This window comes from Bacillus sp. FSL W8-0640, from assembly GCF_038007725.1.
Lineage (GTDB): Bacteria > Bacillota > Bacilli > Bacillales > Bacillaceae_G > Bacillus_A > Bacillus_A cereus.
On the sequence record NZ_JBBOXT010000001.1, the window covers coordinates 792175 to 816811 of the forward strand.

Genomic DNA, 24637 nt, shown 5'->3' on the forward strand with positions numbered 1-24637 from the left:
TGCTGGGGCATTCTCTTTTTTCTGTTGATATAGTAGTCTATCGTATATAGAATGCAAAGAGATAGGCTTAATTTGGACGGGAGAGAATGAGATGGAAGGGTATATAGATAGTTTATTAAGGCGGATGGCTGATGAAGATACAGAGGTTAGGCATCGTGCTTATGATGAAGCAAAAGAGCTAGATGACCTATTAACGTTTCCTTATTTACAGCAGAAGGTAACCAAAGCAAAAAAAATAGCAATGAAGAAAGATATGTATTATGTAATGACGAAACTTGCTATTAATACGAAAGAGATCAGTATTGCTGATTATCTTATAGATTGTTTGGAATGTGAACAAAACCCGACTTTGTTAAGTGAACTGCTTAGTAATATTTATACATTGCCAGAAGTAAGTGATACAAATAAAATTATTCCGTATATTTACCATAAAAACGATAGTGTTCGTTTTTGGGCAGTTTCTTCCTTAAAGTTATGTAAATCATTAGAAGCGGAGAGTGCTTTACTAAAGTTGCTGGATACTCAAGAAAATAAAGATGAGATTACAAATATTTGTTATACCTTGCTTGAGATTGGAACAAATCAATCGATTCTGCCGTTAACAAAGCTTTTATATAGTAATAGTGCCTATGTTCGTTCAACTGTTATTGAGGTGTTAGCAAAAATAGGGGGATCGGACTTGCAAATAGTTTATATTGAAGCTTTACAGGATAGAAATGTGATGGTGAAATATGAAGCTGTTCGAGCTATTTATACGTATGGCGACGAAATGGCAATGAGACCAATTTGCGAACGTGTGAATAAAATTGTTGCTAGAAGACGTAAAAATGAAGTAGAGCCTACGGATGAAGCAGAGATTATCATTGCTCTTCGTTTCTTACATAAGTTTGCTAATCATGAAGAAGTTTTAAAGATATTTGATAAAGTGTACAAAAAACGTGGAAACTTGTTTATGTCGGAGAGGAAGTGGCTTCGAGATAACATTACTTACTTTCAAGAGAAAGAAAGAATGTAAGAATCATAAAAAAGAGCCAGCCTCAAGGATGAGACTGACTCTTTTTTACTAACTAGTTTAATACTTTAACTGTAACTGTTTTACGTCCCCAGCTACTTGATGTACCTTTATCTGGCATTAAAACGTCGATTTTATTACCTTTAATAGCTCCACCAGTATCACCAGCGATTGCTACTCCGTAACCTTCAACCCATACTTTTGAACCTAATGGAATTACACTTGGATCAACTGCAATAAGTTTCATGTTTGGATTAGCTGTTAAGTTATGACCTAAAGCTGATTTTACTTGGTCGCCTGCTTTATAACCATTTTCAAGTGGATCTGCTGTGTAAGCTGTTGCTACAACTTGGAATTCACGAGAAGAAGATTGTGTGTTTTTCTCAGTTTCTTTTGCAACAGGTTGTTGTGTAGCTGGTTTTTGAACTTTATTAGCTGCTTCACGATCAGCTGCCTCTTGAGCCTTAGCTGCTTTACGAGCTTCAACTGCTGCCTCTTGAGCTTTAGCTGCTTCACGAGCTTCAGCATCTGCCTGAGCTTTAGCTTCTGCTTGAGCCTTAGCTGCTTCTTGAGCTTTAGCCGCTGCTTGAGCTTCAGCTGCTTCCTGAGCTTTAGCTGCTTCACGAGCTTTAGCCGCTTCTTGAGCTTTAGTTTCTGCTTGAGCTTCAGCGTCTGCCTGAGCTGAAGCTTCTGCTTGAGCCTTAGCTGCTTCACGAGCTTTAGCTGCTTCTTGAGCTTTAACTTCTGCTTGAGCTTCAGCTGCTTCGCGAGCTTTAGTTGCTTCTTGAGCTTTAGCTTGAGTTTTAGCTACTTCCTGAGCTTTAGCTGTATCTTGAACTGTAGTCGTTTTTTCAACTTTAGCTACTGGTTGAACTTTAACTGGTGCTTTACCTGTTAAGTAAGGAACATGAACATAAGCTGTTTTTCCGTTATATTCAAATTGAATCCAATCATTTTGTACTTGGTGTGTTGTTTCAATTACATCATCTTTTTTCAACTTACCAAGAATCTCTGAGTCTGTGTTTGCTCCAGCACGTACGTTTAATACGTTTGCTGTTACGTAGTAAGTGTCTTTTGTATAGTCAGCGCTTATGAAAGCTTCTTTACCGCTATTCAATTGAACTTTTGACCAACCATTTTCTGTATGTAAAACATTTACTTTATATCCATCTAATAATTTTCCTACAACTTTTGATTCAGTAGTTGGGTTTTCTCGTACGTTTAGTACGTCAGTCGTTACGATTGTTTCTGCTTTAGCAGATGTTGTGAAAATCCCAAGACCAAAAACCGCTGCTGTTGCTATACCCATAAATTTTTTCATAATAGCCTCCATTGCATTTGTTTTCGTTGACCTCATTATAGCAACCATTATTTTCTTATTTGCGAAAAACATAAAATTACAAAGCTTTCGTAACGGGGCATTAATATTCTGTAACAATTCCATAAATATCCTGATAGCGCTTCCTTGTTGTTTTTTGGCGTATCAGGGCATATGAAACACAAAATGAGTAGTATTTCAATTACTTTAACGTTAATAATGTTACAGTAATATTTCTGAGTGATATCTATAGCGTTACGAAAGTAGCGTATTTTACTGTTTGAATGGAAATTTAGTTATAAAACGATAATATTTTTAGGCGTGAAAATATATAAATGAGGTGAAATTTAATAAAATATCGATATAATTGTTACAAAATCAGTCGAAGTATGGAAAAAATTACGCCTTGATTTTCGTCTATTACATAGTATTTTTGCAATAATAGAATTAGATAATAGCCTTAGTACCTATAAATAATGAAGAGTATTAGAATGATAGTTGTAACGTGAAACATATATAATAGAAGAAACTCAATTTAGTAGATAAATAAAAAACGTAGGAGTGTAAACTCCTACGTTTTTGTTTATTCATATCGTAAACATTCAATTGGATCCAGTTTGGCAGCTTTGTTAGCTGGTAGTAAACCGAATATAATACCGATTAACATTGAGATACCTACTGCAAGAAGTCCAAGTTCTTTTGAGACAACGAGTGGCCATCCAGCAAAGATTGAGACAATCCAAGCGAAGAAAATACCCAGCATGAATCCGATGAAACCACCAAGTCCTGTTAAAATACAAGATTCGATTAAGAATTGTGTTAATACTTTACCACGTGTTGCACCAAGTGCTTTACGAATACCAATCTCCCGTGTACGTTCTGTTACAGATACGAGCATGATGTTCATTACACCGATACCACCAACAAGTAAGGAGATAGCAGCAATACCACCAAATACCATTTTCATCATACCAATTGATTCGTCTAGTTGTTTCGTAAATTCACCTAAGTCTTGTGCTTCGAATTTGTGCTCAAATTTAGGAGCTTTCATTTCGTTTAAGACAGAAACGGCTTGTTTTTCTACACTTTTACGTTCTGTCGGAGAGGTCATTGTTAATCTTACAGAGTCATACTCATTTACTCCTGAAATGACAGGCGCATTTTCAAGTGATGTATAACCTTCAGGCATAGGCATTCCAAAGTCGTTTTTCGTTTCGTATACACCAACTATTTTATACGGCTTTCCTTTTATATCTGTGTATTGATTTGATTCCCAACCACTACTAAATAATTTGTTGAAAGCTTCTTCATTTAATATAACAGCAGGGATTGCTTGGTTTAGTTCACTGTCATTTAATTCACGACCGTGAACTAATTTTATTTTCGAATCTGTCATAAAGGCGCCTGTTCCACCTTTTAAATCAAGATTTACATCTTTTGAACCAGCAGATGCTTTTACTTTCATACTTACGTCTGGATACACATCTTTAACGCCTGGTACAGTTTGCAGACGGTTTAGCATATCAGGTGTGATTTTGGCACTATCTGTTCCGTAATCAGGATTGTTGTAGTAAATCGTTACTTCGTTATCTTTTCCTTGGCCTAATTCTTTTTTAAACTTTGCGTTTGTACCATCACCCATTGAAATGATAGTAATAATGGCACTAATACCGATAATAATACCTAACATCGTTAAAATAGAACGCATTTTATGAGCAAAGATAGAGGAAAGGGCCATGCGTATATTTTCACTCGTATTCAAAATTAACCTCTCCAATCTTGGACGATATTTCCGTCACGAATTACAATTTGACGTGCTGCAGCTTCCCCGATTTCACGGTCATGGGTAATCATAATGATTGTTGAGCCTTGTTTATTTAATTCGTAAAAGAGGTCCATAATTTGTGTGCTTGTTTTTGTATCAAGTGCTCCCGTCGGTTCATCGGCTAAAATGAATTTTGGGTTATTTACGATTGCACGTGCAACAGCGACACGCTGCTTTTGTCCACCTGATAATTCGTTCGGTAAGTGAGTAGCGCGATCAGCTAAACCGACTTTTGTTAAAGCAGCTAATGAGCGCTCGCGTCTTTCTTTTTTATCGACTCCAGCGTAAATAAGAGGTAGTTCTACATTTTGAAGCGCTGTAAGTCTCGGTAATAACATGAAGTTTTGGAATACGAATCCGATCTCTTTATTACGTACGTGTGCAAGTTCTGTTTCAGTCATGTTTGAAATATTTTGACCGGCTAGTTCGTACGTACCTGTCGTCGGTTTATCTAAGCAACCGATAATGTTCATTAATGTTGATTTACCAGAACCAGAAGGTCCCATAATAGAAGTGAATTCTCCTTGGTTCAGTGTTACGTCAATTCCGTGTAATATTTGAACGGATTCTGCACCATTTTGGAAGGATTTCGTGATGCCTTTTAAGTTAATCACTGGGCGACAACCTCCATACCATCTTTTAAGTCTTTTTCAGGTTTAGAGATAATTTCCTCTCCTTTTTTCACTCCAGAAACTTTTGCTTCGCTATCAGTCTCGAATTCAACAGTAACTGCTTGTTCTTTCGCCTTACCGTCTTTTACAACGAAGACAACATTTTTGTCACCTTTTTTCACGATACTGCTTTTCGGAACAATTGTACCAGTTGCTTCGCCAGATTTACTTGTTACGTAAACGTGGAAGCCGTTTTGTAATTCGTCACTATTATCTAATGTGACAGTGAATTGATAGTTAGAAACAGTTTTATTTTCATCCATGCTCTTTAATGGTGTAGAACCGATTTCTGTTACTTTTCCTGTCCAAGTCTTACCAGCGACAGTTTTTGATGAAACAGTTACTTCTTGCCCAACTTTCATACTAGCAAGCTCATATTCAGAAAGTTGACCTTTTACCTTAAATTGACCAGCGTGACGAAGAGTAACTCCGCTCATACCTGTTTTTTCGTCAGCAGTTTTCACGATATCATCAATTACGCCATCAGCAGGACTTGTTACAGAAAGAGTGTTTACTTTCTCTTTTGCTGCTTTAATCATTTCATCAGCTTTTTCAACTTCAAACTTTTTCATTTCAAGTTGTGATTCTAATTGCCCAACTTCAGCTTCTGATGCTTTTAATGCTTCAGCGGGAAGGCCTGCATTTTTATCTTTTTGTAATTTTTGTTTCGCCGCATCAATTTGTTTTTGGAACAACGTTACTTCTTTTTGTGCGATTTTCTTTTGCATTTCTGCTTCTGTTACACCTTGTTTAGCAGTCGGGTCATTGTATTTAAATAGAAGCTGACCTTTTTTCACTTCATCGCCTTTTTTTACAGCTAATTCATATGTTCCTTTTGTTGGATCGAATGAAATAGTTTCAATTCCATTTGGAATAACTTCGCCACCAAATTTTTGCGCGTTTTGGATTTGTTTTTCAGTTACTTTATATCCGCTATATGCCATTGCTACTTCTGAACCGCCCCCAGCAAATGCAAAGTATGATCCAGCTGCAATTCCGATTGCTACTACACTAGTAATTAACACCTTATTTTTCTTTTTCATCTATTTATCACCTTTTCGTTCGTTTTAGTATCTACATTAAGTATAGAAGAGGTGAAGAATCTGACAAATCGTTTTAGCTTACAATAACCTTACAGTTTTGTAAGGTATGAATATGTAAATGTAAGGTAGAGGTTGTCCTATTGTAAGCAAATGAATTGACTCGTTGTTTCTTTCTTACAATAATATTGTATGAAGGAGAGGAGGAAGGAAGATGGAAGCTTATTTTAGTGCGCATCCATTAAAACCGTTTATTCCATACTCAAGGCAACATGCCATTATATTATTTATTATGTTGGTGGGGATATTTTTTCTGTATCAATACCAAGATTTATTACGTCAAAATGAGTGGAATATAACGGTTCGATATGCGATTGCATTTTTATTTATAGGTAGTGAAATTGGGCTTCATATGTGGGAGTGGAAAGCGGGGATTTTTGAGCTAGCTACTTCATTACCGTTTGAGTTATGTACAATTAGTTTATTGTTAGCGTCGATTATGATTGTAACGAAAAGTTATCGAATATATGAGATTGTATTTTTTACGGGAATTATTGGTGCATCACAAGCCATTTTAACACCAAATTTGCAATATGCTTTTCCGCATTTTCGTTTCATTGAATATTTTATCGCGCATGTATTGCTTATTTGGGCACCACTCTTTATGACTTGGGTGGAAGGCTATAGACCGACCTTGCAATCTATTAAGCGTACGATGATATTTTTAAACATATTGATTCCGCTTGTTTCGTTTGTGAATTACAAAACAGGTGGTAATTATATGTTTTTAGCTCATAAGCCAGAAACAGCTTCATTACTCGATATGTTAGGACCGCATCCTTACTATATTATTTCATTAGAACTCGCAGCGCTTATTGGGTGTTTTATTTTATATATTCCGTTTGCGAAAAGAGAAAGGCATGCGCATAAAGAATCACTAGGATCATAGCTTAGTGATTTTTTGTCTTTAAAATATTTACAATTCAGAAAATTAAGAATAGAATTAGGGGGTAAATTATAGAGAGAGAAGGGTGAAAATGGTCAAAAAGGTATTTTTGAATGGGATGGAAGTGACGATTCAATTTCTTATTTCGATTTTGGGGATTATTATGTTAGGGGCTCTGCCGAAATTGTTTTATGGATTTAAGCTGGATGTATCAAAGTACATACAGAGTTTAAAAGAAGTATTTGTGAACTTAATGGATATTTCCAATTTGCAATATGTGAAAGGTAAATTTTTATTTCCGCAGTTGTTCGTCCATTATAAAGAAACGATTATTATTTTTTTAGCTGCTTTTTTTATTTCATTATTTGTAGCATTTTGTATTGTTTATGTAATTATGAGTAGTTCACCGCGTATGCAACAGCGAATTAAATCATTTCTTATCTTCCTAGAATCCATTCCAGATATCCTTCTTATTTTAGTATCACAAATTTTAGTTGTATGGTTTTTTAAACAAACAGGTTTTTTACCTTTTCAAATTGCTTCAATTGGAGGCGAGTCGATTAGGGGGTTGCCAATATTGTGTTTGAGCATCCCGACTACGATTATGTTTGTAAAAATGGTCGTGCTTCGTTTTGAAAATGAACTAGAAAAAGATTATGTACTATTTGCTAAGGCGAAAGGGCTGGGGCGCTTTCATATTTTAAATCGTCATATTTTACGAAATGTGTTGCTTAGTACATTATTCTTTGCGAAAACGAATATCTTTTTTATGTTATCTAATTTATATATTATAGAATGGATTTTTAATACGGGTGGTATTTTTATGTTTTTGAAATCGTATTTCGGTATTAGAGTTGAGGTTTTCATCGTTAGTGTGCTTCTTATATATATTCCGATTTTTATTTTATTTAAATTGTTTCATTATCTCATTCCGGCTGCGATGAAGGAGAGATTATAATATGTGGACGTATATAAAACGTGATAAAAGATTTTGGATAAGCATTGGGTTTCTTCTCCTATTAGTTCTTTTGAGCATCGGAAATACGTTATGGAATGATGGACATATTAGACAAGTTACATTGCAATATGATGCGGATGAAAATCCACAAGTGCCACCGTTTCCACCTTCATTCCAATTTTTACTCGGGACAGACCGGAAAGGGTATGACCTGTTACATTTAGTCATTGAAGGCGCGAAGTGGACGATTGGTATATCTATTTTAATTGCGGCACTTAGAATGGTAATAGGTGTGTTTTTCGGTGTCGTACTCGGAACGTATATAAAAAGAGGATTTTCAAAAATTGAGGCTTTCTTTGATAGTTTTACAGTTATTCCGACAGTTATGATTGCGTATTTTTTTCTTCAATCTGCAAATGCATTTGGAAGCGGAGAGGAGACAACAACCTTTTTTGAAAGGGCTTCGTTTCAAGTGGTATTACTTGTACTACTTGTAATGCCAGTTATTGCACTGTATGTTGCGAAGGAAGTTCGTAAATTGCGAACGGAAGAATTTGTTGATGCCGCGCGCATATTAGGCGGATCGAGAAGACGTATTGTTATAAAACATCTTTTTCCGCATCTCTATATGACTTTTATACTCGTATTTCTTCAACAGTTTACGCAGAGTCTTACTATTTTACTGCACTTAGGATTACTTGAAGTGTTCTTTGGTGGGACTGTTACGTTTGGTGGACCTATAAAAGAGGTGGAATCTTATACGCATGAATGGTCAGGTTTAATTGGAGTATACTTTAGATCATTAACAGTGCATCCATGGATTCCTCTCGTCCCAATTACATTTTTCGGGCTAACTATTTTTTCAGGAAATATGATTGTGAAAAGTATAGAAGAGGCAATGTTGAAAGTAAGGTTAGGAGGGGAGAGAAAGAGGAAAGATGTAGAAGAGGAACAGCCTGTTGTGCAGTCAAAAGAAGAGTTATTTACTTTTAAACATACGATGTGAAGAGAAAGAAGAAGCAAGCATGGATTTCATGCTTGCTTCTTCTCTTTATTTTGTAGAAACTTCACCTGCAGCTTCTGTTTGCGGAATAAAGTATCCAATCATACCACCGATTATTGCTGGAATGATCCAGCCAATTCCTAAGTTATAAAAAGGAATGGTGTGTACGATATTAGCGATAAAATCTGGTATCATTTCCACATTATCAAGTGCATGAATACAGCTAATAATAAACGCTGCGATCATCGCTCCAATGTAGACAGAAGGTTTACGTTTCGTATATTTATCGATAAATGATACGAAAACTAAAATGATCGTAATTGGGTACAAAATAATTAATACAGGTAAAGTAATTTTAATTAATAAGCTTAATCCTAAGTTTGAAATAACGAAACTAAAGATACAAACGTATAGTACAAGCTTTTTGTATGAAACATTTGTTAGCACTGTTGTGAAGTAATTTGCAAATGCACTTACAACACCAATTGCCGTTGTTAAACAAGCGAAGATAATGGCGATACTTAATAAAATATTACCGCTTGTCCCAAAAAATTGATACATAACAGTAGCTAATAGCTGCCCACCGTTTTCGAATTGTCCTAAGTTTCCGTTTGAAGCTCCAATATAACCGAGTAAGAAGTAAACAATTGTTAAGAATAGAGCAGCGATACTTCCGCAAATGATTGTATATTTTGCGATAGATTTCTTCTCTTGTATACCATTTTGACGAATTGCATTTACAACAATTGTTGATAGTACGAGAGCCCCAATTGCATCTAACGTTAAAAATCCTTCAAGAAATCCTTTGAAAAACGGGATGTCTTTATAGTCACCGATAGGTTCTGCAAACGTCCCTGGTGAAAGAATCGCTTTTGTTGCCATAATTGCAATAATTACAAGTAAAATTGGCGTTAATATTTTACCGATATGATCTACTAGCTTGGATGGATTTAATGATAAGAAGTAAACGAATGTAAAGAAAATCGCACTAAAAACTAACATAGAATACCATTGATCTGGGAAAAGTGGTGCAATCCCGATTTCATAAGATACAGATCCAGTTCGTGGAATAACAAATAGTGGGCCGATTGAAAGATAAATAATGATAGCGAATACTGCTGCGAATTTTGGATGAACACGGCTCGCTAAAGTGTTAAAACTACCACCAGCAAGGGCAACAGCAACGATAGCAAGTAAAGATAAACCGACGTCTGTAATAATAAAACCTGTAATGGAAACCCACATATTTTCTCCGGAAGAAAGGCCGAGAAGGGGCGGGAAAATCATATTACCAGCACCGAAGAAAACTGCGAATAGTAATAAACTAATCGAAAGTATTTGCGCTGGTTTTAAAGTTGTATGCATATAAAGAAAATCCTCCTAATGAGTGTTTTTGTCGAAAATTCAAACAATTTGTCGAGTAACTGTTATTATTTTAAAGGTCTGATGACTAGAAAGCAATAGGGAATTTTGAAAATATTAAAAAATAATGCATTAAATCGAATAAATATACTATTTATATGTTTAATAGGAAGGATTTAACTTTTAACGTAAAAAAACACATATCGCTAGGATACGTGTATTAAAAATATATTTTTCTATCGCGTTCTTCTTTTAAAATTTCAACCGCTTCTCGGAAACGTTGTGAATGAACGATTTCACGTTCACGTAAGAAGCGTAGACTATCATTTATATCTGGATCATCGGATAAGTTAATGAGCCATTGATATGTTGCTCGTGCTTTTTCTTCAGCTGCAATATCCTCGTATAGATCGGCAATTGGATCACCTTTAGCCTGTATATAGGTTGCAGTAAATGGAACACCAGCAGCGTTATGGTAATGAAGAGCACTGTCATGATCAGCGTAATGAGGGTCAAGACCAGCAGCTTTCATTTGTTCAGGGGTCGCATCTTTCGTCAGCTTATAAACCATCGTAGCAATCATTTCAAGGTGAGCAAATTCTTCTGTACCAATATCAGTAAGTAGGCCAATGACTTTATCAGGAATTGTATAACGTTGATTTAAGTAACGTAGTGCAGCAGCTAATTCTCCATCTGCACCACCGTATTGCTCGATTAATAATTTTGCAAGTGCGGGATTGCAAGTTCCCACTTTAACTGGGTATTGTAATTTCTTTTCATAAATCCACATAGTTTCTCTCCTTTATATTTGCCATGGCCAAGGACCTTTGCTCCATTCCCAAGGGGCATTAGAATAGCTGTTTCCAAACTGTTGGAGTGGTCCGTATTTTTCTTCCATCTTTTGTTTTAATACTCTCCGTTTATAGGAAAAGTCATTAAATTGATTAATCGCAGCGGTGTCATCTGGATGTGTATCTAAATAAAGAGTGAGTTCAACTAGTACAAAGTCCAGTTCTTGAAGCTCCAGTAAAAGTTTATAGTATTCTTCTGGTAGCGATTGATTCACGACAGTAGTCACCGCCCTTTTTTATAAGGATTTTCATAATAGTCATAAAAAACAGGCCATAAAGTCCCTTTTTGTAGTGCTTCTTTTGGTGTGAATTGTGGTAAGTTTGGCGGTTGAAAGCCTAAAAATAAATTAGGAGGAGTAGAATAATATTTTTTTCCAATAGGAGGACAGGGATCGAGAGGACTATGATAGGGCACGAATGATCTCATATATTTATTCACGAATAAACCTCCTTAAGTGTTCATTACTACGTATTGTATTCAGACATAATAGGCATTTATGACACATATAAAAAAGTAATAGGTACGGGGGGAATGAATGTGGAGAATGTGAAACAATTCATTGTATTGGAAGTGAAAAACTTAAAGGAAACTTTGTATTTTTACGAAGGGATTTTAGGAATTAAACCTAGTTTAGAAAGACCTCAATTAGATGTAACAGGGGTTTGGTATGATGCTGACTCAACGAGAATTAGTTTTATTATGAAGCGCAGTTTGGGCGGGCGTGAGAAGAGTGTTACGGACTCAGTTGATGTTCTAACGTTTTCAATTTCTAACATAGAGAATGTAAAGAAGAGGTTAGTATTTTATAAAATCGCATACACAGAAAACAAAAGTGAGAAGAGTATTGTGGTACAAGACCCGGATGGATATAAACTTCAAGTGATAGAGAAGGATGAATAGACGGAGGGGATTTAGTGGAGAGAAATTATGAAGAAAGTGCGTTGTTTGAGCATCAATTTTGGTTAAAAGTACTTACTGATCATGCACAATTTTTACTGGATGCATTAGCTCCGAAGGAAAAAGAGGATATAAAAAAAGCTACTTACTTTGTTGAAACATTTACGAATTTGTTAAATAAAGTTCGGAATGTGAATCTGATGGCATTTTCAAAAGAGGCAGAACAAGCCGCTAAGGAGATTCGGGCGTTTAAATTAAATATTATACAGAAGCAGTTGGAAGGGAAAATTACGATTCATTTTACGCCAACTTTTATTAATCATATGGTAAACGAAGTGGAAGAGTATATAGCAGTTTTAGAGTTTTTGAAGAAAGGGGAAGTTCCGCCTGTTTTTCATGAATTACATTATCATCTCGTTTGGTTAACGGATGCGGCTGGTCACGCAGGCTCTATTTCTGGTGGATTAGATCTTGTTGAAAAAAGATTAAAAGAGAAAAGCGAAGAATTTACGAAGCATTTTGAACAATTTTACTTAAAGGCAGTTGAAATGACAGGGTATTTACGAACGGAGCTTCATCATTTTCCAGCATTAAAGAAGTTTACGAAAGATGTTTCACTTGAATTGAAATTATTTTCGCATTTTTTACATGAAGTGGAAGAGCTCGAGTTATCGAATGAAGTATTAAGTGCACTATCAGCTAGAATGGCAGATCATATGGCAAGAGAGGAATGTTACTACTTATTAAAACTAGCTCAATCGTCTGGACTTGAAATGCCGAAATGTAATCCGCTTTAAAGAAAAAGAGGTCAATTTTATTTGGCCTCTTTTTCTGTTTTATTGTCTCTTTTTATTTTTGCTTGTTCAATGCTTGCCTGTAATGTCTCCATAATATTAATGATGTTCGGAGTTGGAGAGATTGTTTCAGTTTTTTCCTGTTGTTCAATTTTATTCTCGATTAATTCGGTAAGGGCTTCTTTATATTCATCTGTATACATTTCTTGTTCAAAAGGATTTGTAAGGTGGTGGATTAAATTAATTGCTGCGGTGAGTTCTTGTTTTTGTATAGGATAATTTTCGTTACTTGGTAAGTTAGGTGTATTTGTTATATCGCGAATTTCATTAGGGTAGTGGATGGTTTGTAACATTAGTCCATCTTCAAAGTTACGGATAATAGCTAAATGTTGTTTTTTTCTAATAGAAATATGAATAAGCCCAAGTTTATTTGTACGTTCAAGAGCTTCTTTTAATAATAAATACGATTTTTCATGTCCTGGGGTAGGACCTATAAAATAAGAGCGATCATAAAGAACAGAATCGATTTCGTTATTTTGGACAAAAGATATAATACGAATGGATCGTGGTTCATGAGCTTGTTGTAATTCAGCTAATTCTTTTTCATCCATAATAATATATTTATGAGGTGCATATTCATAGGCTTTTACAATATCTGTATCATCAATTTCTTCATCCGTACAATCAGGAGCAAATTTTTTATATTTAATAGGTGTTAAACATTCTTTATGGAGGCTTAAAAATTTTATATCGTTTTCTTCTACGGCACTGTATAGTTTAATTCCTATATTTAATAGTCCAAGTGAAAGTGCACCTTTCCAGACGGTATGCAAATGAAACATCTCCTTTCGTTCAAAAATGGTTATGTATATTATGAGATAGTAAGAAATTTCCTATACGTTTTTGTTTTTTACGGAAGGGATTGGAATATAAAATATATTGACAAGCCCTCTGAAATATTTTAATGTGAGTGTATAAAATTGTGTATAAAGGGGAGTAACTTATTACAATAAAGTCGTCATTACAGGGAGAAACCCTCGGCTTTATTGGCAACGTTTCGTTGTTAGTGAGACCTTTACCAGCAATGGTAAAGGCCCCTTTCTGTCTTTTTGAGGACCCTTACCATATTTGGTAGGGTCCTTTTCGTATACAAAGAGAGGAGAAATAAAAATGAAAAAACTTATTAGTAGATTAAGAGTTGTATTTCATGTCCGTCGTTTCGTTCCATTCCTATTTGACTTTTTTACTTCAAAAGAGGTTTCAATAAAGAAGAAAATTTTATCTGTTGCTTTTTTAGTTGGGTATGTAGCGATGCCGCTCGATTTAATTCCAGACTTCCTACCGTTTATCGGTATTTTAGATGATATTGGAGTTGTGTTATTTATTTTGAACCGAATTGTAAAAATGGCGCCAGTTCAATTACAAGAAAAGCATAACGTAAACGTAGGATAGGAGTTAAAAATATGGAGCAAATTATTTTAGATATAATCGAGTTTTTAAAGCAGTTTTCTTATTTTGGAGTTGTGTTAGCATTAACGTTTGAATTTATTCCGGCAGAAGTAGTGTTGCCTATGGTTGGGTATTGGGTATACGAGGGAGATATGAATTTTTGGTTGGCTGTATTAGCAGGGACACTTGGTGGAACGACAGGACCTTTAACGTTATATGCACTCGGTTATTACGGTGGTCGTCCGCTATTAATAAAATACGGAAAATACTTCTTTATTAAAGAAGAACAAATTCAAAAAGCAGATGATTTCTTTGAGAAATATGGACCAGTTGTAGCATTTGTTGGACGCTTTGTACCAGGGGTTCGAACGCTTATTTCTGTTCCATGTGGTATGGCAAAAATGAACATATGGAAATTTAGTATTTATACATTTGTAGCAATGTTCCCGTTAACGACTTTGTATGTTTATTTTGGAATGAAATTAGGTCCACATTGGGAAAAAGCAGCGGATGTTGTTGGACAATATATGCTACCGATATTAGGAGGCGTTATTCTTATTGTTGCTAGTATCTTTGTCTATAAATATATGAAAAAAAGAAACAAAACGGAATCTATCTAGTCATTTGAATATTTTTTGAAAATAGATGAATAGTACAGGCAAAAGACTCTGGGGGACATACACATATAGGGAATATAAAAGAGAGAGGGGAAACAACTATGTCTTGTGAGTGCTCAGGGTCAGCATTAACTTGTTGTCCAGATAAAAATTATGTGCAAGATAAAGTGTGTAGTCCGTGGTCAGGAACTGTAGTGGCGACTGCTATTACGAATGTACTGTACAACAATAATATTAATCAAAATATGATTGGAACAGGGTTTGTTCGATATGACGTCGGACCGGCTCCGATCACACTGACAGTTTTAGATGCAGCAGGCGCTACAATTGATACACAAACATTAAACCCAGGAACAAGTATAGCTTTTACGTACCGTCGTTTCGTAACAATTGAAGTAACTTTACCTGCTGCAACAGCTGGAACATATCAAGGGGAGTTTTGTATAACTACACGTTATCCACTTTCATAATAGAAAAGGAGAGGGCTAAGATGTACAATTCTAACTTATCATGCTGTTCCAGTAAAACACTTGTTCAAGATCAGGTATGTATAGATTGGGCTGCTACTGGTGCGGTAACTGAAACAGTGTATACGAATAATATTACGCAAGATTTATATGCATCAGGTTATGTGAAATATGATGTAGGTACAGCTCCAATTACGGTGAATTTTTTAGTAGGAGCGACAGTGGTGAATACAATTACTGTACAACCACAAAGCAGTGGATCATTTACAGTAAGATACTTTACTACAATTCAAATTGTAACAACAGGAACGGGAGTAAGCCAAGGACAATTATGTCTGACAGTACGTTATCCAATTTCATAAGCAAAAGCATACCAAGTGGTATGCTTTTTTATATAGTTTGTAAGTTAAGGTGGTGAAGAAATTTATAAGCAAAATGAGAATTGACAACAATATTTTCCTTCCATATATCGGGTTGGGTTATTTGGAATATCAATGATAGCCACAGATTGTAAGGATTGACCTGTATATGACATTGTGTTGCCAGGATAGACTGTAAAAGTATTTGTCACCTTTCCGATAATTTGAACGGTAATTCCTGCAGTACTACTAGTACTATTATACACAGAAATGGTACCAGATATTTTAACTACACCATCTCCTTCCCATAAGATTAATGTAGGATTTTCAGAAGGTGGTGGAATTTCTTTTGTTATAAGAAAATTACCGGCAAATTCATTTGTAATTAATTCACAGCCTGGTGGTTCTGGTGGATTAGGTGGATCATAGGGAGGGCAGATGATAGATAGAGGGGCATAACAGCCGATATTTTTTTTACAAGCCATTAGTAGCTCCTCCCTTCATACTTTCTTTTTATTACTATTAAATGTTGGAAAACGATAGTTGTGTTAATAAAGGGGCGAAAAATTTCAGGAAAGTTTGTTTAATAGGCTTCCAAATCATAATAATGAATAAGAGTCTGTTAGACACAAGGTACTTGTATAAGATAATACAAGTAATGTTGGATGTTACAGAAAAATGACTGTATATTTACAAAAGTTAAATAAATTTCATTTTCACTTTAAACGAAGTTAATATGTGTTCGATACAATAACCATTGTAATTAATTCATTATATGAGGAGGATTTACGTGGACAGAACTGATTTACGAAAAGTAAAAGGCCTTATTGGATTATTAATGGTTTTTGTATTAGCATTCGTATCATTTCCGTGGAGTACATCAGTCAAGGCGGAAGAGAAAAAGCAAGAAAAGGCATCAAGTGAGAAGAAGATAGTTTTTCCAGTTGTAAGTGATGTGCATATTAAAAATAGTGGAACGGATGATACGTTTCGCTGGAAAAGAGCGATTGAACAGTTTAATACATTAGCACCGAAACAAGATGCGTTTGTTATTGTAGGTGATTTCACAGATACAGGATCAGTGCAGCAATATGATCGTTTCATGCAAGTGTATAATGAAAATGCAAATAAAGATGCAGTGCGAATGAATTCTCTCGGTAACCATGATTATTGGAACGGTTTATCCGTAGAGGGTGCACAGAAGCGTTTCTTAGAAAAAACAGGTATGGAATCAATTTATTATCATAAAGTGGTAAAAGGTTATCACTTCCTTGTTATGTCTCCAGAGAATGGAACAACACATGGTTATTATTCGGACAAGCAAATTAATTGGTTAAAAGAAGAAATGGCAAAAGCACAAAAAGATGATCCAGAAAAACCGATTTTTGTATTTTTACATCAACATATTAAAGATACAGTGTACGGTAGTCAGGAATGGGGAACACAAGATAGCGCAAAAATTAATGCAGTGTTAAAAGAATATCCACAAGTTATTACGTTTTCAGGTCATTCACATTATCCGTTAGATGATCCGAGATCGATACATCAAAAAGACTTTACATCAGTTGGTACATCTTCAGTAAGTTATATGGAAGTTGAAGGTGGTAAAGTACAAGGGAATATCCCGCCAGGAGCTAGTACGTTAAGCCAAGGTTTATTAGTAGAAGTAGATGAAGAAGAAGTGACGATTAATCGCCGTGATTTCCATACGAATTCTTGGACAGGCGAGCCTTGGAAAATTAAATTACCAGCAAAGAAAGAAACATTTACACATGTAGAAGATCGTGATAAAGAAAAGCCTTACTTTGCTAAAGATGCAAAGCTTGCTGTATCAAATGTAACAGAAAATGCGGCAACAGTAACATTCCCGCAAGCATTGGACAACCTCCTTGTTCACTCTTACCGTGTGCAGGCTAGAGATAAGCAAACGGGTGAAATAAAAAATAATTTGTTAGCATTCTCAGAGTTTTATCGTGATCCAGTGCCGAAAGATCTTACATTTACACTTGCGGGATTAGATGGCGGGAAAGCATATACACTTGAAGTAGTTGCGATTGATTCATTCGGCAATGAAACCGCGCAGCCGTTAACTGCGGAAATTACTACGAAAAAAGATAATATTGACCCGAATGTGAAAGTACCAAAAGCTGATGTTTTCGATGTAAACTTTGCAGATGGTACATTTAAAGACAATTCACCATTTGGTACAAAAGGTGATGTGAAGGGCAATGTGACTATTGAATATGATAAAGCATTGAAGAAGAATGTTATGAAGTTAAACGGAAAAGCAAATACATTTGGATATCTTCCATTTTCAGCAGCACAAAAAGAAAAAGTAGCAAATACGTTTACGTTAGAAACTGTATTTTCAATGAATGAAATTCGTGGACAAGGCATCTTGCAAAATACAGAGAGCGGCGGAATTGGATTTGAGTCTACAGGAAGTGGATATGTTGAATTATGGGCTCACATTGGAGGTAGCTATAAACGTGTTGGAGTTCAATTAGAAGCGAATAAAACGTATCATTTAACAGGAACGTATAACGGAAGCGAAGTGGCAATTTACGTAGATGGTAAAAAAGTAAATAGTCAGCCAGCTACTGGGAAAGTGTATCATCCGAACGTACCATTTGCATTTGGAGCGGATCCTGATAGTAACGGAAATGGTGGTATTCCGTTAAATGGACAAATCGTGCTTGCGAAATTATATAGTAAAGCGTTAAGTTCTTCAGAAGTATTAGCAGCGTACAATGAGTTTTTTAACCGTACGAAGTTAGAGCAAGTAACTGCGTTATTTGAAGAGCTTGGAAAAGTAAAAGAAGTGTTAGCGGGTACGTATGAATTTGGTAATAAGCCAGGTCAATATTCAAAGGAAGCATTTCAAGAACTAGAGAAAAGCTATAACATTGCAAAGCAAGCATTTGAAAATGTAGGAAGTACTGGGGAACAAATTATTCAAACATATAACGAATTAAAATCAGCTAATGTAACATTCGTACAATCAAAAGTGGCAGAAGAACAACCAAAAACAACGAAAGAAAAATTACAAATCAATATTGAATCTGCAAAAGCAGTAGTGAAGAAAGCGCAAGCTGTAAATGTAACAGATGGTTCAGTGAAATCATTACAACAAAAAATTACAGTTGCAGAAGCTGTATTACAAGATGTGCAAGTAAAAGATGAACAGGTAGAAACGATGAATCGTACATTAGAGTATGCGATTTCACTTGTTGAAAAAAGTATGAACAAATAAGAGAGAAGAAAAGAAGCTTATCATGATAGGCTTCTTTTTTGTTATACTAAAAGTAGCATAGAAAGAAGGAGCGAATAATTTGGAACAGAAAAAGCTAAAAAGAATTCTTGAATATGTATGGATCGCGGTTGTGCTCCTTGTAGGATATTATTTATTAAAAGATAAAAGTATTTGGGTTTTATTCTTAATGACGTTTTTATTAGCAGGATTAGGAACGTTATTTATTAACTTCTTCTTTGATAGTTTGAATGCCTGGAAGAAGAAAAAGAAGGGGACGAAGTAAAGGAGGGAATATATGCAAAAGTGGAAGCTCATATATCAGGTGATTATTTTCTTAGTGCTTGTGGGTATTGGAATGATCAAATACTCGACACCAATAGGAAATTGGGCATGGTTTACAGCTTGCATCGGCATATTTTTCATTTTACAATCGTTAACGAAAAAATATAATAGTACAGAAAGATAGCTCGCCATTTTATCGGCGAGCTATTTTGTTATGCTTTTTTCTGTTCATCATTTGTTTTTTCAATAGCTAAATGACTATGCTTTCTAGAGTAGAAGAAATAGAAGCATAAGCCGACTATAAGCCAAACTGCAAAGCTAATCCATGTTGTTTTAGACAAATTGATCATTAAATATAAGCAGCAAAGAATCGCGACAACTGGTAGTACAGGTACGAAAGGTGTGCGGAATCCGCGTTTTAAGTCAGGATGTGTTTTTCGTAAAATAAGTACTGCGCAGCAAACGAATGTAAAGGCTGTTAATGTGCCGATGTTTACTAAATTCGCTAGCAAATGTAAATCTAAAAGGCCTGCTAATAAAGCGGCAACAACGCCAGTAATCCACGTATTTAATAAAGGGATTTTTACTTTTTTATTTACACGTGCTAACGCTTTTGGAAGTAGACCGTCACGGCTCATTGCATATGAAACGCGAACTTGTCCATACATAACGACTAAGAGGACGGTTGTCATTCCAGTCATCGCTCCAACAGCGAGTAGTCCTGCAATTGCATCTTCACCAACGAAGTGCAATGCAAATGCAACTGGATCAGAAACGTCTAATTGTGTATAAGGAACCATACCTGTTAAAACGAAAGATACAATCATATATAAAACAGTACAAATAAGAAGAGAACCGATAATACCAATTGGTAAATCACGCTGCGGCTTTTTCGTTTCTTCTGCAGCGGTTGCGATTGCATCAAATCCTAAGAAGGCGAAGAACACAGTGGCAGCCCCAGTAATAATACCGTCGTATCCGAATGGAATGAACGGTGTCCAGTTTTCAGGTTTTACATATTTTGCGCCTGCTACGATAAAAGCGATAATAACTGCTAGCTTGATAAGAACCATAATATTATTAATGCGAGCGCTTTCGCGTATACCGAAGCTTAAAAGACCGGTAATGATTAGTAAAATACAAACAGCGGGTAAATCGATGAGGCCACCTTTTCCTACGCCAGGGGCCGAGGCGATTATGGCGGGCAGGTGTATATTGAAACCTTGTAGTAATGATTGTAAATAACCAGACCAACCGACAGCTACTGCTGCAACGGCAAGTAAATATTCGAGCATTAAACACCATCCGACGATGAAGGCGACGACTTCTCCGACTGTCATATATGCGTAAGTATACACACTTCCTGAGACAGGAATAGAAGAAGCAAATTCAGCGTAACAAAAGGCTACACAAGCACAAGTAAATGCAGCAATAAGGAATGATAGCATAATACCAGGACCAGAATGTTTTGCTGCAACAATACCTGTTAATACAAAGATCCCTGTCCCAATTACGGCGCCGATTCCTAAAAACGTTAAATCGAGTGCAGTTAATGTTCTAGCTAGCTGCTTTGGTGATTCAGTACTAAGCGCTTTTTTTCGTAATAATGACTTCACTTTGGACTCTCCCCCCGTTTTTTCATTTCCATAACTGCGACTATAGTATGAGCCCATTAAAAAAGAGTAAGTAAGGAAGTGGAGGTGCAGTTATGGTATATAGTTTTTAAAATTGCTGGATTAATCTTAATATAATTCAGAATATTTTGTCAAATAAAAATATGACAAATAAAATGCGGATCAATAGGGGAAACTACTTGCAGAAATGTACGGGGGTTAACGACCCACTGATTAAAGTTAAAGTAGGAGCAGATGCTATGTTATTTTATTTTGAACTTGTCGTCATTTTACTTTGTACGAAATTAGCTGGTGACATTAGTGTAAGACTTGGTCAGCCTTCTGTACTTGGTAAGTTAATTGTCGGTATTATTATCGGTCCGGCTGTACTCGGTATTATTAATAGTTCTGAACTGATTGATGAACTGAGTGAGATTGGTGTTTTGTTGCTTATGTTTATGGCGGGACTTGAAACGGATTTAGAAGAGTTAAATCGGAATTTGAAATCGTCATTTGCAGTAGCGGCTGGTGGAATTATTTTTCCTTTCATCGGTGGTTATGTAACAGGATTGCTGTTTGGATTAATACAGTCCCATGCCATTTTTTTAGGGTTATTACTTTGCGCAACATCGGTTAGTATTACGGTCCAGACGCTACGTGATCTAGGAAAAATGAATACGAGAGAAAGTACAACAATTTTAGGTGCTGCCGTATTTGATGATGTCATTGTCGTTATTTTATTGGCATTTGTAATGAGTTTTTTAGGAACACAAGATGTGAATATAACACTTGTCATTGTAAAGAAAATTATTTTCTTTGTAAGTATTGTTTTTATTGCTTGGAAAGTCGTTCCTTGGATTATGAAAATGCTTGTACCGCTTCGTGTAACAGAAGCGTTAATTAGCGCGGCTCTTATTATTTGCTTCTCTTTTTCTTATTACAGTGAAATGATGGGAATTGCAGGCATTATTGGAGCATTTGCAGCAGGAATTGCTATTTCTCAAACAGAGTATAAGCATGAGGTGGAACATAAAATTGAACCGATTGCTTATGCAATATTTGTTCCAGTATTCTTCGTAAGTATCGGAATGGAAATTACATTTCAAGGCATTGGAAGCCAGCTTTGGTTCATTATTATTATGACTCTCATTGCAATTTTCACAAAGTTAATCGGATCAGGTTTAGGAGCGAGACTGACAGGATTTAATCTCCAATCTTCTATTAGTATTGGCGCGGGGATGGTATCACGTGGTGAAGTAGCGCTTATCATCGCTGCAAATGGACTTACGGCGAATTTATTAGCGAAAGAAAATTTCACAGCGATTGTTATTGTTGTTATATTGACGACGATTATTACACCGCCACTTTTGAAGAAATATTTTGTATAGAGAGGAAGGGCTTATCTGATGTAGGTAAGCTCTTTTTTTATTCCCAAAAGCAATGATCATATAGCATGAAGGGTTTGTAATTATGGTAAAATCTATGTATGTGATATGACAAGGAGAGGGAAGTGTGAAGATTACGAAGGAGAAGGTTATTGGTGTAATCGTACTTATTGCAGTATGTATACCATTTACTGCATGGAAAGAATCAAAAGTGAAAGATTTTCCGGTTTCTATTTTTTCGGAAGAAGCAGATGGTGAGTACGGTCAGAAGCTGAAATATACTGCTTTTTTACCTGATGTTGCGATTTGGATGAACGGTTGGGAAAAGAAGTGGACAGAAGGGGAAAGAACTGTTTATCAAAAAGGGAATCGCATTGTAAATGTGTTTCATCCTCCTGGCGATGATGGTTTTTACCTTATTGAAGCAAGAGAAAATAAGTGAACGCAACCGTAAGAAGTGGAGGTTAAATAGTGAAAGCTTCAACATTACTATTTAAAATTGAAAGTAATATGGATCAATTTTCACCAGCTGAGAAGAAGGTTGCCATGTACATAATGGAGAATGCAGAGATTGTACCGAATTTAACGACGAAAGAAGTGTCAACGAATGCAGGCGCAAGTGAAGCGAGTGTCGTTCGCTTTTGTAAATCGATTGGAATCGGAAGTTTTAAAGCATTTAAGATAGCACTCGTTCGTGAATTAACGATTGCTGATTATAATATTAACGATTTTTCAGTGATGAATACAGAAGATGGACCGTATGATTTATTTAATAAAGTTACTTATGTGAATAAAGCTGCAATTGAGGCGAGCGTGACGGCGATAGATAAAAAAGAACTTGAAAAAGCTGCAGATCGTATTGTAAATGCCGATAAAATTATCTTTTATGGAGTAGGCGGATCAGCTACTCCGGCGATGGACGGAGCTTATAAATTTACAAGGCTCGGATTTACAGCGATGATGCTATCTGATTTTCATATGATGTTGCCGCTTGTGACGAATTTAAAAGAAGGCGATATATTTGTTGCGATTTCAACATCTGGTCGAACGAAAGATGTGCTTGAAATGGCGCAGTATGCAAAGAGACAAGGTGCAACTGTTATTGGAATTACGAAACTAGATCAATCATCACCGTTATATAAAGAAGCGGATATTCGCCTTTGTATGCCAGATGTAGAACAAGATCATCGTATTGCGAGTATTGCTTCGAGAATGACGCAATTGAATATGATCGATGCTTTATATGTGATTACTTTCAATCGAATTGGTAATAAAGTATTGAATCAATTTATGGAGACACGAGAAGAAGCGTTGCGGTTACGGAAGTTAAAGTAGAAGAAAAGATGAGGAGACTCATCTTTTTTTATCCCCCTATTTGCCGTGCAGTAAGACCCTCACTTCAAAATTCAGCGGAAGCAAAGAAAGTTAGGTGGGGATCAACTGCCCGTAAATGCCCGATTGGTGCGGGCTAATAATCAGTGGGGATGAACAAAACCCACACTGATTAAAGTTTCACTTTATGATCTTTGACAAAAATATGTCATGTCGTGAAATTTTATTTCATAAAATAAGAAAGAGTAATTGATTTTTAGTTTCTTAAAGTTATAATAAAAGTGTGAAATATAATTTCAAAGAGGGTGGCAATATGTTAGAAAATTTATCGACAGAACATCGTAATGAGAAAACAATGAATTTGGATGAGATGAGCATAAAAGAAGTGTTACAAAGTATGAATGAAGAAGATCGAACTGTTGCGTTAGCAGTTGAAAAAGAGATAGAACAAATTGAAAAGGTTGTACAGACTGTTATTAAATCTTTTGAAGAAGAGGGACGTTTAATTTACATTGGTGCTGGTACGAGTGGTCGTTTAGGTATTCTAGATGCAGTGGAATGTCCGCCGACATTTGGCACGGATGATAAAATGGTGCAAGGATTTATAGCAGGTGGATTGAAAGCGTTTACTAAAGCGGTGGAAGGTGCCGAAGATCGCGAAGAGTTAGCAGAAGAAGATTTAAAAAGTATTGGATTAAATGAGAAAGATACAGTGATTGGAATTGCTGCAAGTGGCAGAACTCCTTACGTAATTGGCGGCTTGAAATACGCACAGAGTGTAGGAGCGAGTACAGCGAGTATTTCTTGTAATAAAAATGCTGAAATAAGTAAATATGCAAAGTTAAATGTGGAAGTAGAGACAGGTGCAGAAATATTAACAGGATCAACGCGTTTAAAAGCTGGTACAGCACAAAAATTAGTGTTGAATATGATTTCAACAGCTTCGATGATTGGTGTAGGAAAAGTATATAAAAACTTAATGGTAGATGTTCAATCCACAAATGAAAAGTTAGTAGAACGATCAAAACGAATTATTGTGGAAGCAACAGGCGCTAGTTATGAAGTAGCGGCAGAGTATTATGAAAAGGCAGAACGTAACGTAAAAGCTGCCATTGTTATGGTGTTGTTGCAGTGCGAATATGGGGAAGCACTGGAGAAACTAAAATGCGCAAAAGGGTTTGTGAAGAAAGCACTATAAAATA

General features: G+C 35.8%; 28 protein-coding genes. 17 read left to right on the top strand and 11 right to left on the bottom strand.

Annotation, left to right across the window (positions count from 1 at the left end; all coding sequences use genetic code 11):
- Window positions 1–91: 91 nt before the first annotated feature.
- The gene (locus N2V80_RS04105; RefSeq protein ID WP_061654739.1) at window positions 92–1015 is read left to right on the top strand and encodes a HEAT repeat domain-containing protein; all 924 of its coding nucleotides are present in this window, start codon (window positions 92–94) and stop codon (window positions 1013–1015) included.
- A gap of 52 nt (window positions 1016–1067) precedes the next feature.
- On the opposite strand, the gene entC is transcribed toward N2V80_RS04105, so the two are convergent.
- From entC to N2V80_RS04125, 4 genes are all read right to left on the bottom strand, one after another.
- A complete protein-coding gene (entC, locus tag N2V80_RS04110; protein ID WP_061654738.1) occupies window positions 1068–2456 on the bottom strand; it encodes a cell wall-binding protein EntC in 1389 nt (462 codons plus the stop codon).
- A 457-nt stretch (window positions 2457–2913) separates the two neighbouring features.
- On the bottom strand, window positions 2914–4068 hold the full coding sequence (locus tag N2V80_RS04115; protein WP_001986269.1) for an ABC transporter permease: 1155 nt from the start codon (window positions 4066–4068) through the stop codon (window positions 2914–2916).
- Window positions 4069–4094: 26 nt separating this feature from the next.
- The gene (locus N2V80_RS04120; protein ID WP_000609104.1) at window positions 4095–4769 is read right to left on the bottom strand and encodes an ABC transporter ATP-binding protein; all 675 of its coding nucleotides are present in this window, start codon (window positions 4767–4769) and stop codon (window positions 4095–4097) included.
- On the bottom strand, window positions 4766–5869 hold the full coding sequence (locus N2V80_RS04125; RefSeq protein WP_000728830.1) for an efflux RND transporter periplasmic adaptor subunit: 1104 nt from the start codon (window positions 5867–5869) through the stop codon (window positions 4766–4768). The genes N2V80_RS04120 and N2V80_RS04125 overlap by 4 nt, the downstream gene beginning before the upstream one ends.
- A gap of 211 nt (window positions 5870–6080) precedes the next feature.
- Between N2V80_RS04125 and N2V80_RS04130 the strand changes: the two genes are divergently transcribed.
- The 3 genes from N2V80_RS04130 (at window position 6081) to N2V80_RS04140 (ending at window position 8776) form a co-directional block, all read left to right on the top strand.
- Window positions 6081–6815 (top strand): YwaF family protein, encoded by a 735-nt coding sequence (locus N2V80_RS04130; RefSeq protein WP_000388679.1) that lies wholly within the window; start codon window positions 6081–6083, stop codon window positions 6813–6815.
- Window positions 6816–6903: 88 nt separating this feature from the next.
- The gene (locus tag N2V80_RS04135; RefSeq protein WP_061654737.1) at window positions 6904–7770 is read left to right on the top strand and encodes an ABC transporter permease subunit; all 867 of its coding nucleotides are present in this window, start codon (window positions 6904–6906) and stop codon (window positions 7768–7770) included.
- Window position 7771: 1 nt separating this feature from the next.
- Complete coding sequence (locus N2V80_RS04140; protein ID WP_061654736.1) at window positions 7772–8776, top strand: ABC transporter permease; 1005 nt, start codon at window positions 7772–7774, stop codon at window positions 8774–8776.
- Between the two features lie 45 nt (window positions 8777–8821).
- Here N2V80_RS04140 and brnQ2 read toward each other — a convergent pair whose 3' ends face one another.
- The 4 genes from brnQ2 to N2V80_RS04160 all read right to left on the bottom strand — a co-directional run bounded on the left by brnQ2 (window position 8822) and on the right by N2V80_RS04160 (window position 11425).
- The gene (gene brnQ2, locus N2V80_RS04145) at window positions 8822–10138 is read right to left on the bottom strand and encodes a branched-chain amino acid transport system II carrier protein BrnQ2 (RefSeq protein ID WP_061654735.1); all 1317 of its coding nucleotides are present in this window, start codon (window positions 10136–10138) and stop codon (window positions 8822–8824) included.
- A 217-nt stretch (window positions 10139–10355) separates the two neighbouring features.
- On the bottom strand, window positions 10356–10925 hold the full coding sequence (gene cotJC / locus N2V80_RS04150) for a spore coat protein CotJC (protein WP_000265274.1): 570 nt from the start codon (window positions 10923–10925) through the stop codon (window positions 10356–10358).
- A 12-nt stretch (window positions 10926–10937) separates the two neighbouring features.
- The gene (locus N2V80_RS04155; RefSeq protein WP_001076509.1) at window positions 10938–11201 is read right to left on the bottom strand and encodes a spore coat protein CotJB; all 264 of its coding nucleotides are present in this window, start codon (window positions 11199–11201) and stop codon (window positions 10938–10940) included.
- An 8-nt stretch (window positions 11202–11209) separates the two neighbouring features.
- Entirely contained in the window at window positions 11210–11425 is a 216-nt protein-coding gene (locus tag N2V80_RS04160; RefSeq protein WP_001046257.1) for a spore coat associated protein CotJA, read from the bottom strand.
- Window positions 11426–11518: 93 nt separating this feature from the next.
- On the opposite strand from N2V80_RS04160, the gene N2V80_RS04165 reads away from it, so the two are divergent.
- Window positions 11519–11887 (top strand): VOC family protein, encoded by a 369-nt coding sequence (locus N2V80_RS04165; protein ID WP_044129442.1) that lies wholly within the window; start codon window positions 11519–11521, stop codon window positions 11885–11887.
- Between the two features lie 14 nt (window positions 11888–11901).
- Entirely contained in the window at window positions 11902–12681 is a 780-nt protein-coding gene (locus N2V80_RS04170; protein ID WP_000440973.1) for a DUF2935 domain-containing protein, read from the top strand.
- Between the two features lie 17 nt (window positions 12682–12698).
- Here N2V80_RS04170 and ku read toward each other — a convergent pair whose 3' ends face one another.
- Window positions 12699–13511: a non-homologous end joining protein Ku gene (gene ku / locus N2V80_RS04175; protein WP_061654734.1), complete on the bottom strand. Its 813-nt coding sequence runs from the start codon at window positions 13509–13511 to the stop codon at window positions 12699–12701.
- 337 nt (window positions 13512–13848) lie between these two features.
- Here ku and N2V80_RS04180 point away from each other — a divergent pair, with 337 nt between their 5' ends.
- The 4 genes from N2V80_RS04180 (at window position 13849) to N2V80_RS04195 (ending at window position 15573) form a co-directional block, all read left to right on the top strand.
- Window positions 13849–14130: a YkvA family protein gene (locus N2V80_RS04180; protein WP_000733854.1), complete on the top strand. Its 282-nt coding sequence runs from the start codon at window positions 13849–13851 to the stop codon at window positions 14128–14130.
- An 11-nt stretch (window positions 14131–14141) separates the two neighbouring features.
- A complete protein-coding gene (locus N2V80_RS04185) occupies window positions 14142–14747 on the top strand; it encodes a DedA family protein (RefSeq protein ID WP_000435017.1) in 606 nt (201 codons plus the stop codon).
- 98 nt (window positions 14748–14845) lie between these two features.
- On the top strand, window positions 14846–15214 hold the full coding sequence (locus tag N2V80_RS04190) for a DUF3992 domain-containing protein (protein ID WP_001277547.1): 369 nt from the start codon (window positions 14846–14848) through the stop codon (window positions 15212–15214).
- Window positions 15215–15234: 20 nt separating this feature from the next.
- Window positions 15235–15573 carry a DUF3992 domain-containing protein gene (locus tag N2V80_RS04195; protein WP_000282809.1) on the top strand — a complete coding sequence of 113 codons (339 nt, stop codon included), beginning with the start codon at window positions 15235–15237 and terminating at the stop codon, window positions 15571–15573.
- 62 nt (window positions 15574–15635) lie between these two features.
- Here the strand turns inward: N2V80_RS04195 and N2V80_RS04200 are convergent, their stop codons facing one another.
- Window positions 15636–16055, bottom strand: a complete 420-nt coding sequence (locus N2V80_RS04200; protein WP_000752308.1) for an S-Ena type endospore appendage — start codon at window positions 16053–16055, stop codon at window positions 15636–15638.
- Window positions 16056–16360: 305 nt separating this feature from the next.
- Between N2V80_RS04200 and N2V80_RS04205 the strand changes: the two genes are divergently transcribed.
- The 3 genes from N2V80_RS04205 to N2V80_RS04215 all read left to right on the top strand — a co-directional run bounded on the left by N2V80_RS04205 (window position 16361) and on the right by N2V80_RS04215 (window position 19289).
- The gene (locus N2V80_RS04205) at window positions 16361–18823 is read left to right on the top strand and encodes a LamG-like jellyroll fold domain-containing protein (RefSeq protein WP_061654733.1); all 2463 of its coding nucleotides are present in this window, start codon (window positions 16361–16363) and stop codon (window positions 18821–18823) included.
- A gap of 79 nt (window positions 18824–18902) precedes the next feature.
- Window positions 18903–19106, top strand: coding sequence for a hypothetical protein (locus N2V80_RS04210; RefSeq protein WP_000435800.1), 204 nt, complete (start codon window positions 18903–18905; stop codon window positions 19104–19106).
- 12 nt (window positions 19107–19118) lie between these two features.
- Window positions 19119–19289, top strand: coding sequence for a hypothetical protein (locus tag N2V80_RS04215; protein WP_001174850.1), 171 nt, complete (start codon window positions 19119–19121; stop codon window positions 19287–19289).
- Window positions 19290–19317: 28 nt separating this feature from the next.
- Here N2V80_RS04215 and N2V80_RS04220 read toward each other — a convergent pair whose 3' ends face one another.
- Complete coding sequence (locus N2V80_RS04220; protein WP_000838700.1) at window positions 19318–20721, bottom strand: amino acid permease; 1404 nt, start codon at window positions 20719–20721, stop codon at window positions 19318–19320.
- 257 nt (window positions 20722–20978) lie between these two features.
- On the opposite strand from N2V80_RS04220, the gene N2V80_RS04225 reads away from it, so the two are divergent.
- From N2V80_RS04225 to murQ, 4 genes are all read left to right on the top strand, one after another.
- On the top strand, window positions 20979–22106 hold the full coding sequence (locus tag N2V80_RS04225; protein WP_001985966.1) for a cation:proton antiporter: 1128 nt from the start codon (window positions 20979–20981) through the stop codon (window positions 22104–22106).
- Window positions 22107–22230: 124 nt separating this feature from the next.
- Window positions 22231–22545 (top strand): hypothetical protein, encoded by a 315-nt coding sequence (locus tag N2V80_RS04230; protein ID WP_000704957.1) that lies wholly within the window; start codon window positions 22231–22233, stop codon window positions 22543–22545.
- Window positions 22546–22574: 29 nt separating this feature from the next.
- The gene (locus N2V80_RS04235; RefSeq protein WP_000648164.1) at window positions 22575–23438 is read left to right on the top strand and encodes a MurR/RpiR family transcriptional regulator; all 864 of its coding nucleotides are present in this window, start codon (window positions 22575–22577) and stop codon (window positions 23436–23438) included.
- A gap of 310 nt (window positions 23439–23748) precedes the next feature.
- Window positions 23749–24633 (top strand): N-acetylmuramic acid 6-phosphate etherase, encoded by an 885-nt coding sequence (gene murQ / locus N2V80_RS04240; protein WP_000892344.1) that lies wholly within the window; start codon window positions 23749–23751, stop codon window positions 24631–24633.
- Window positions 24634–24637: the final 4 nt, after the last annotated feature.

What these genes read in the sequence shown, in the direction of transcription:
- N2V80_RS04180 (WP_000733854.1), top strand. Translation starts at nt 13,849, where the DNA reads ATGAAAAAACTTATTAGTAGATTAAGAGTTGTATTTCATGTCCGTCGT.
- N2V80_RS04185 (WP_000435017.1), top strand. Translation starts at nt 14,142, where the DNA reads ATGGAGCAAATTATTTTAGATATAATCGAGTTTTTAAAGCAGTTTTCT.
- N2V80_RS04195 (WP_000282809.1), top strand. Translation starts at nt 15,235, where the DNA reads ATGTACAATTCTAACTTATCATGCTGTTCCAGTAAAACACTTGTTCAA.
- N2V80_RS04200 (WP_000752308.1), bottom strand. Translation starts at nt 16,055, where the DNA reads ATGGCTTGTAAAAAAAATATCGGCTGTTATGCCCCTCTATCTATCATC.
- N2V80_RS04125 (WP_000728830.1), bottom strand. Translation starts at nt 5,869, where the DNA reads ATGAAAAAGAAAAATAAGGTGTTAATTACTAGTGTAGTAGCAATCGGA.
- N2V80_RS04215 (WP_001174850.1), top strand. Translation starts at nt 19,119, where the DNA reads ATGCAAAAGTGGAAGCTCATATATCAGGTGATTATTTTCTTAGTGCTT.
- murQ (WP_000892344.1), top strand. Translation starts at nt 23,749, where the DNA reads ATGTTAGAAAATTTATCGACAGAACATCGTAATGAGAAAACAATGAAT.
- N2V80_RS04225 (WP_001985966.1), top strand. Translation starts at nt 20,979, where the DNA reads ATGTTATTTTATTTTGAACTTGTCGTCATTTTACTTTGTACGAAATTA.
- N2V80_RS04140 (WP_061654736.1), top strand. Translation starts at nt 7,772, where the DNA reads ATGTGGACGTATATAAAACGTGATAAAAGATTTTGGATAAGCATTGGG.
- N2V80_RS04135 (WP_061654737.1), top strand. Translation starts at nt 6,904, where the DNA reads ATGGTCAAAAAGGTATTTTTGAATGGGATGGAAGTGACGATTCAATTT.
- N2V80_RS04105 (WP_061654739.1), top strand. Translation starts at nt 92, where the DNA reads ATGGAAGGGTATATAGATAGTTTATTAAGGCGGATGGCTGATGAAGAT.
- N2V80_RS04115 (WP_001986269.1), bottom strand. Translation starts at nt 4,068, where the DNA reads ATGGCCCTTTCCTCTATCTTTGCTCATAAAATGCGTTCTATTTTAACG.
- brnQ2 (WP_061654735.1), bottom strand. Translation starts at nt 10,138, where the DNA reads ATGCATACAACTTTAAAACCAGCGCAAATACTTTCGATTAGTTTATTA.
- N2V80_RS04190 (WP_001277547.1), top strand. Translation starts at nt 14,846, where the DNA reads ATGTCTTGTGAGTGCTCAGGGTCAGCATTAACTTGTTGTCCAGATAAA.
- N2V80_RS04165 (WP_044129442.1), top strand. Translation starts at nt 11,519, where the DNA reads ATGAATGTGGAGAATGTGAAACAATTCATTGTATTGGAAGTGAAAAAC.
- cotJC (WP_000265274.1), bottom strand. Translation starts at nt 10,925, where the DNA reads ATGTGGATTTATGAAAAGAAATTACAATACCCAGTTAAAGTGGGAACT.
- entC (WP_061654738.1), bottom strand. Translation starts at nt 2,456, where the DNA reads ATGGAATTGTTACAGAATATTAATGCCCCGTTACGAAAGCTTTGTAAT.
- N2V80_RS04130 (WP_000388679.1), top strand. Translation starts at nt 6,081, where the DNA reads ATGGAAGCTTATTTTAGTGCGCATCCATTAAAACCGTTTATTCCATAC.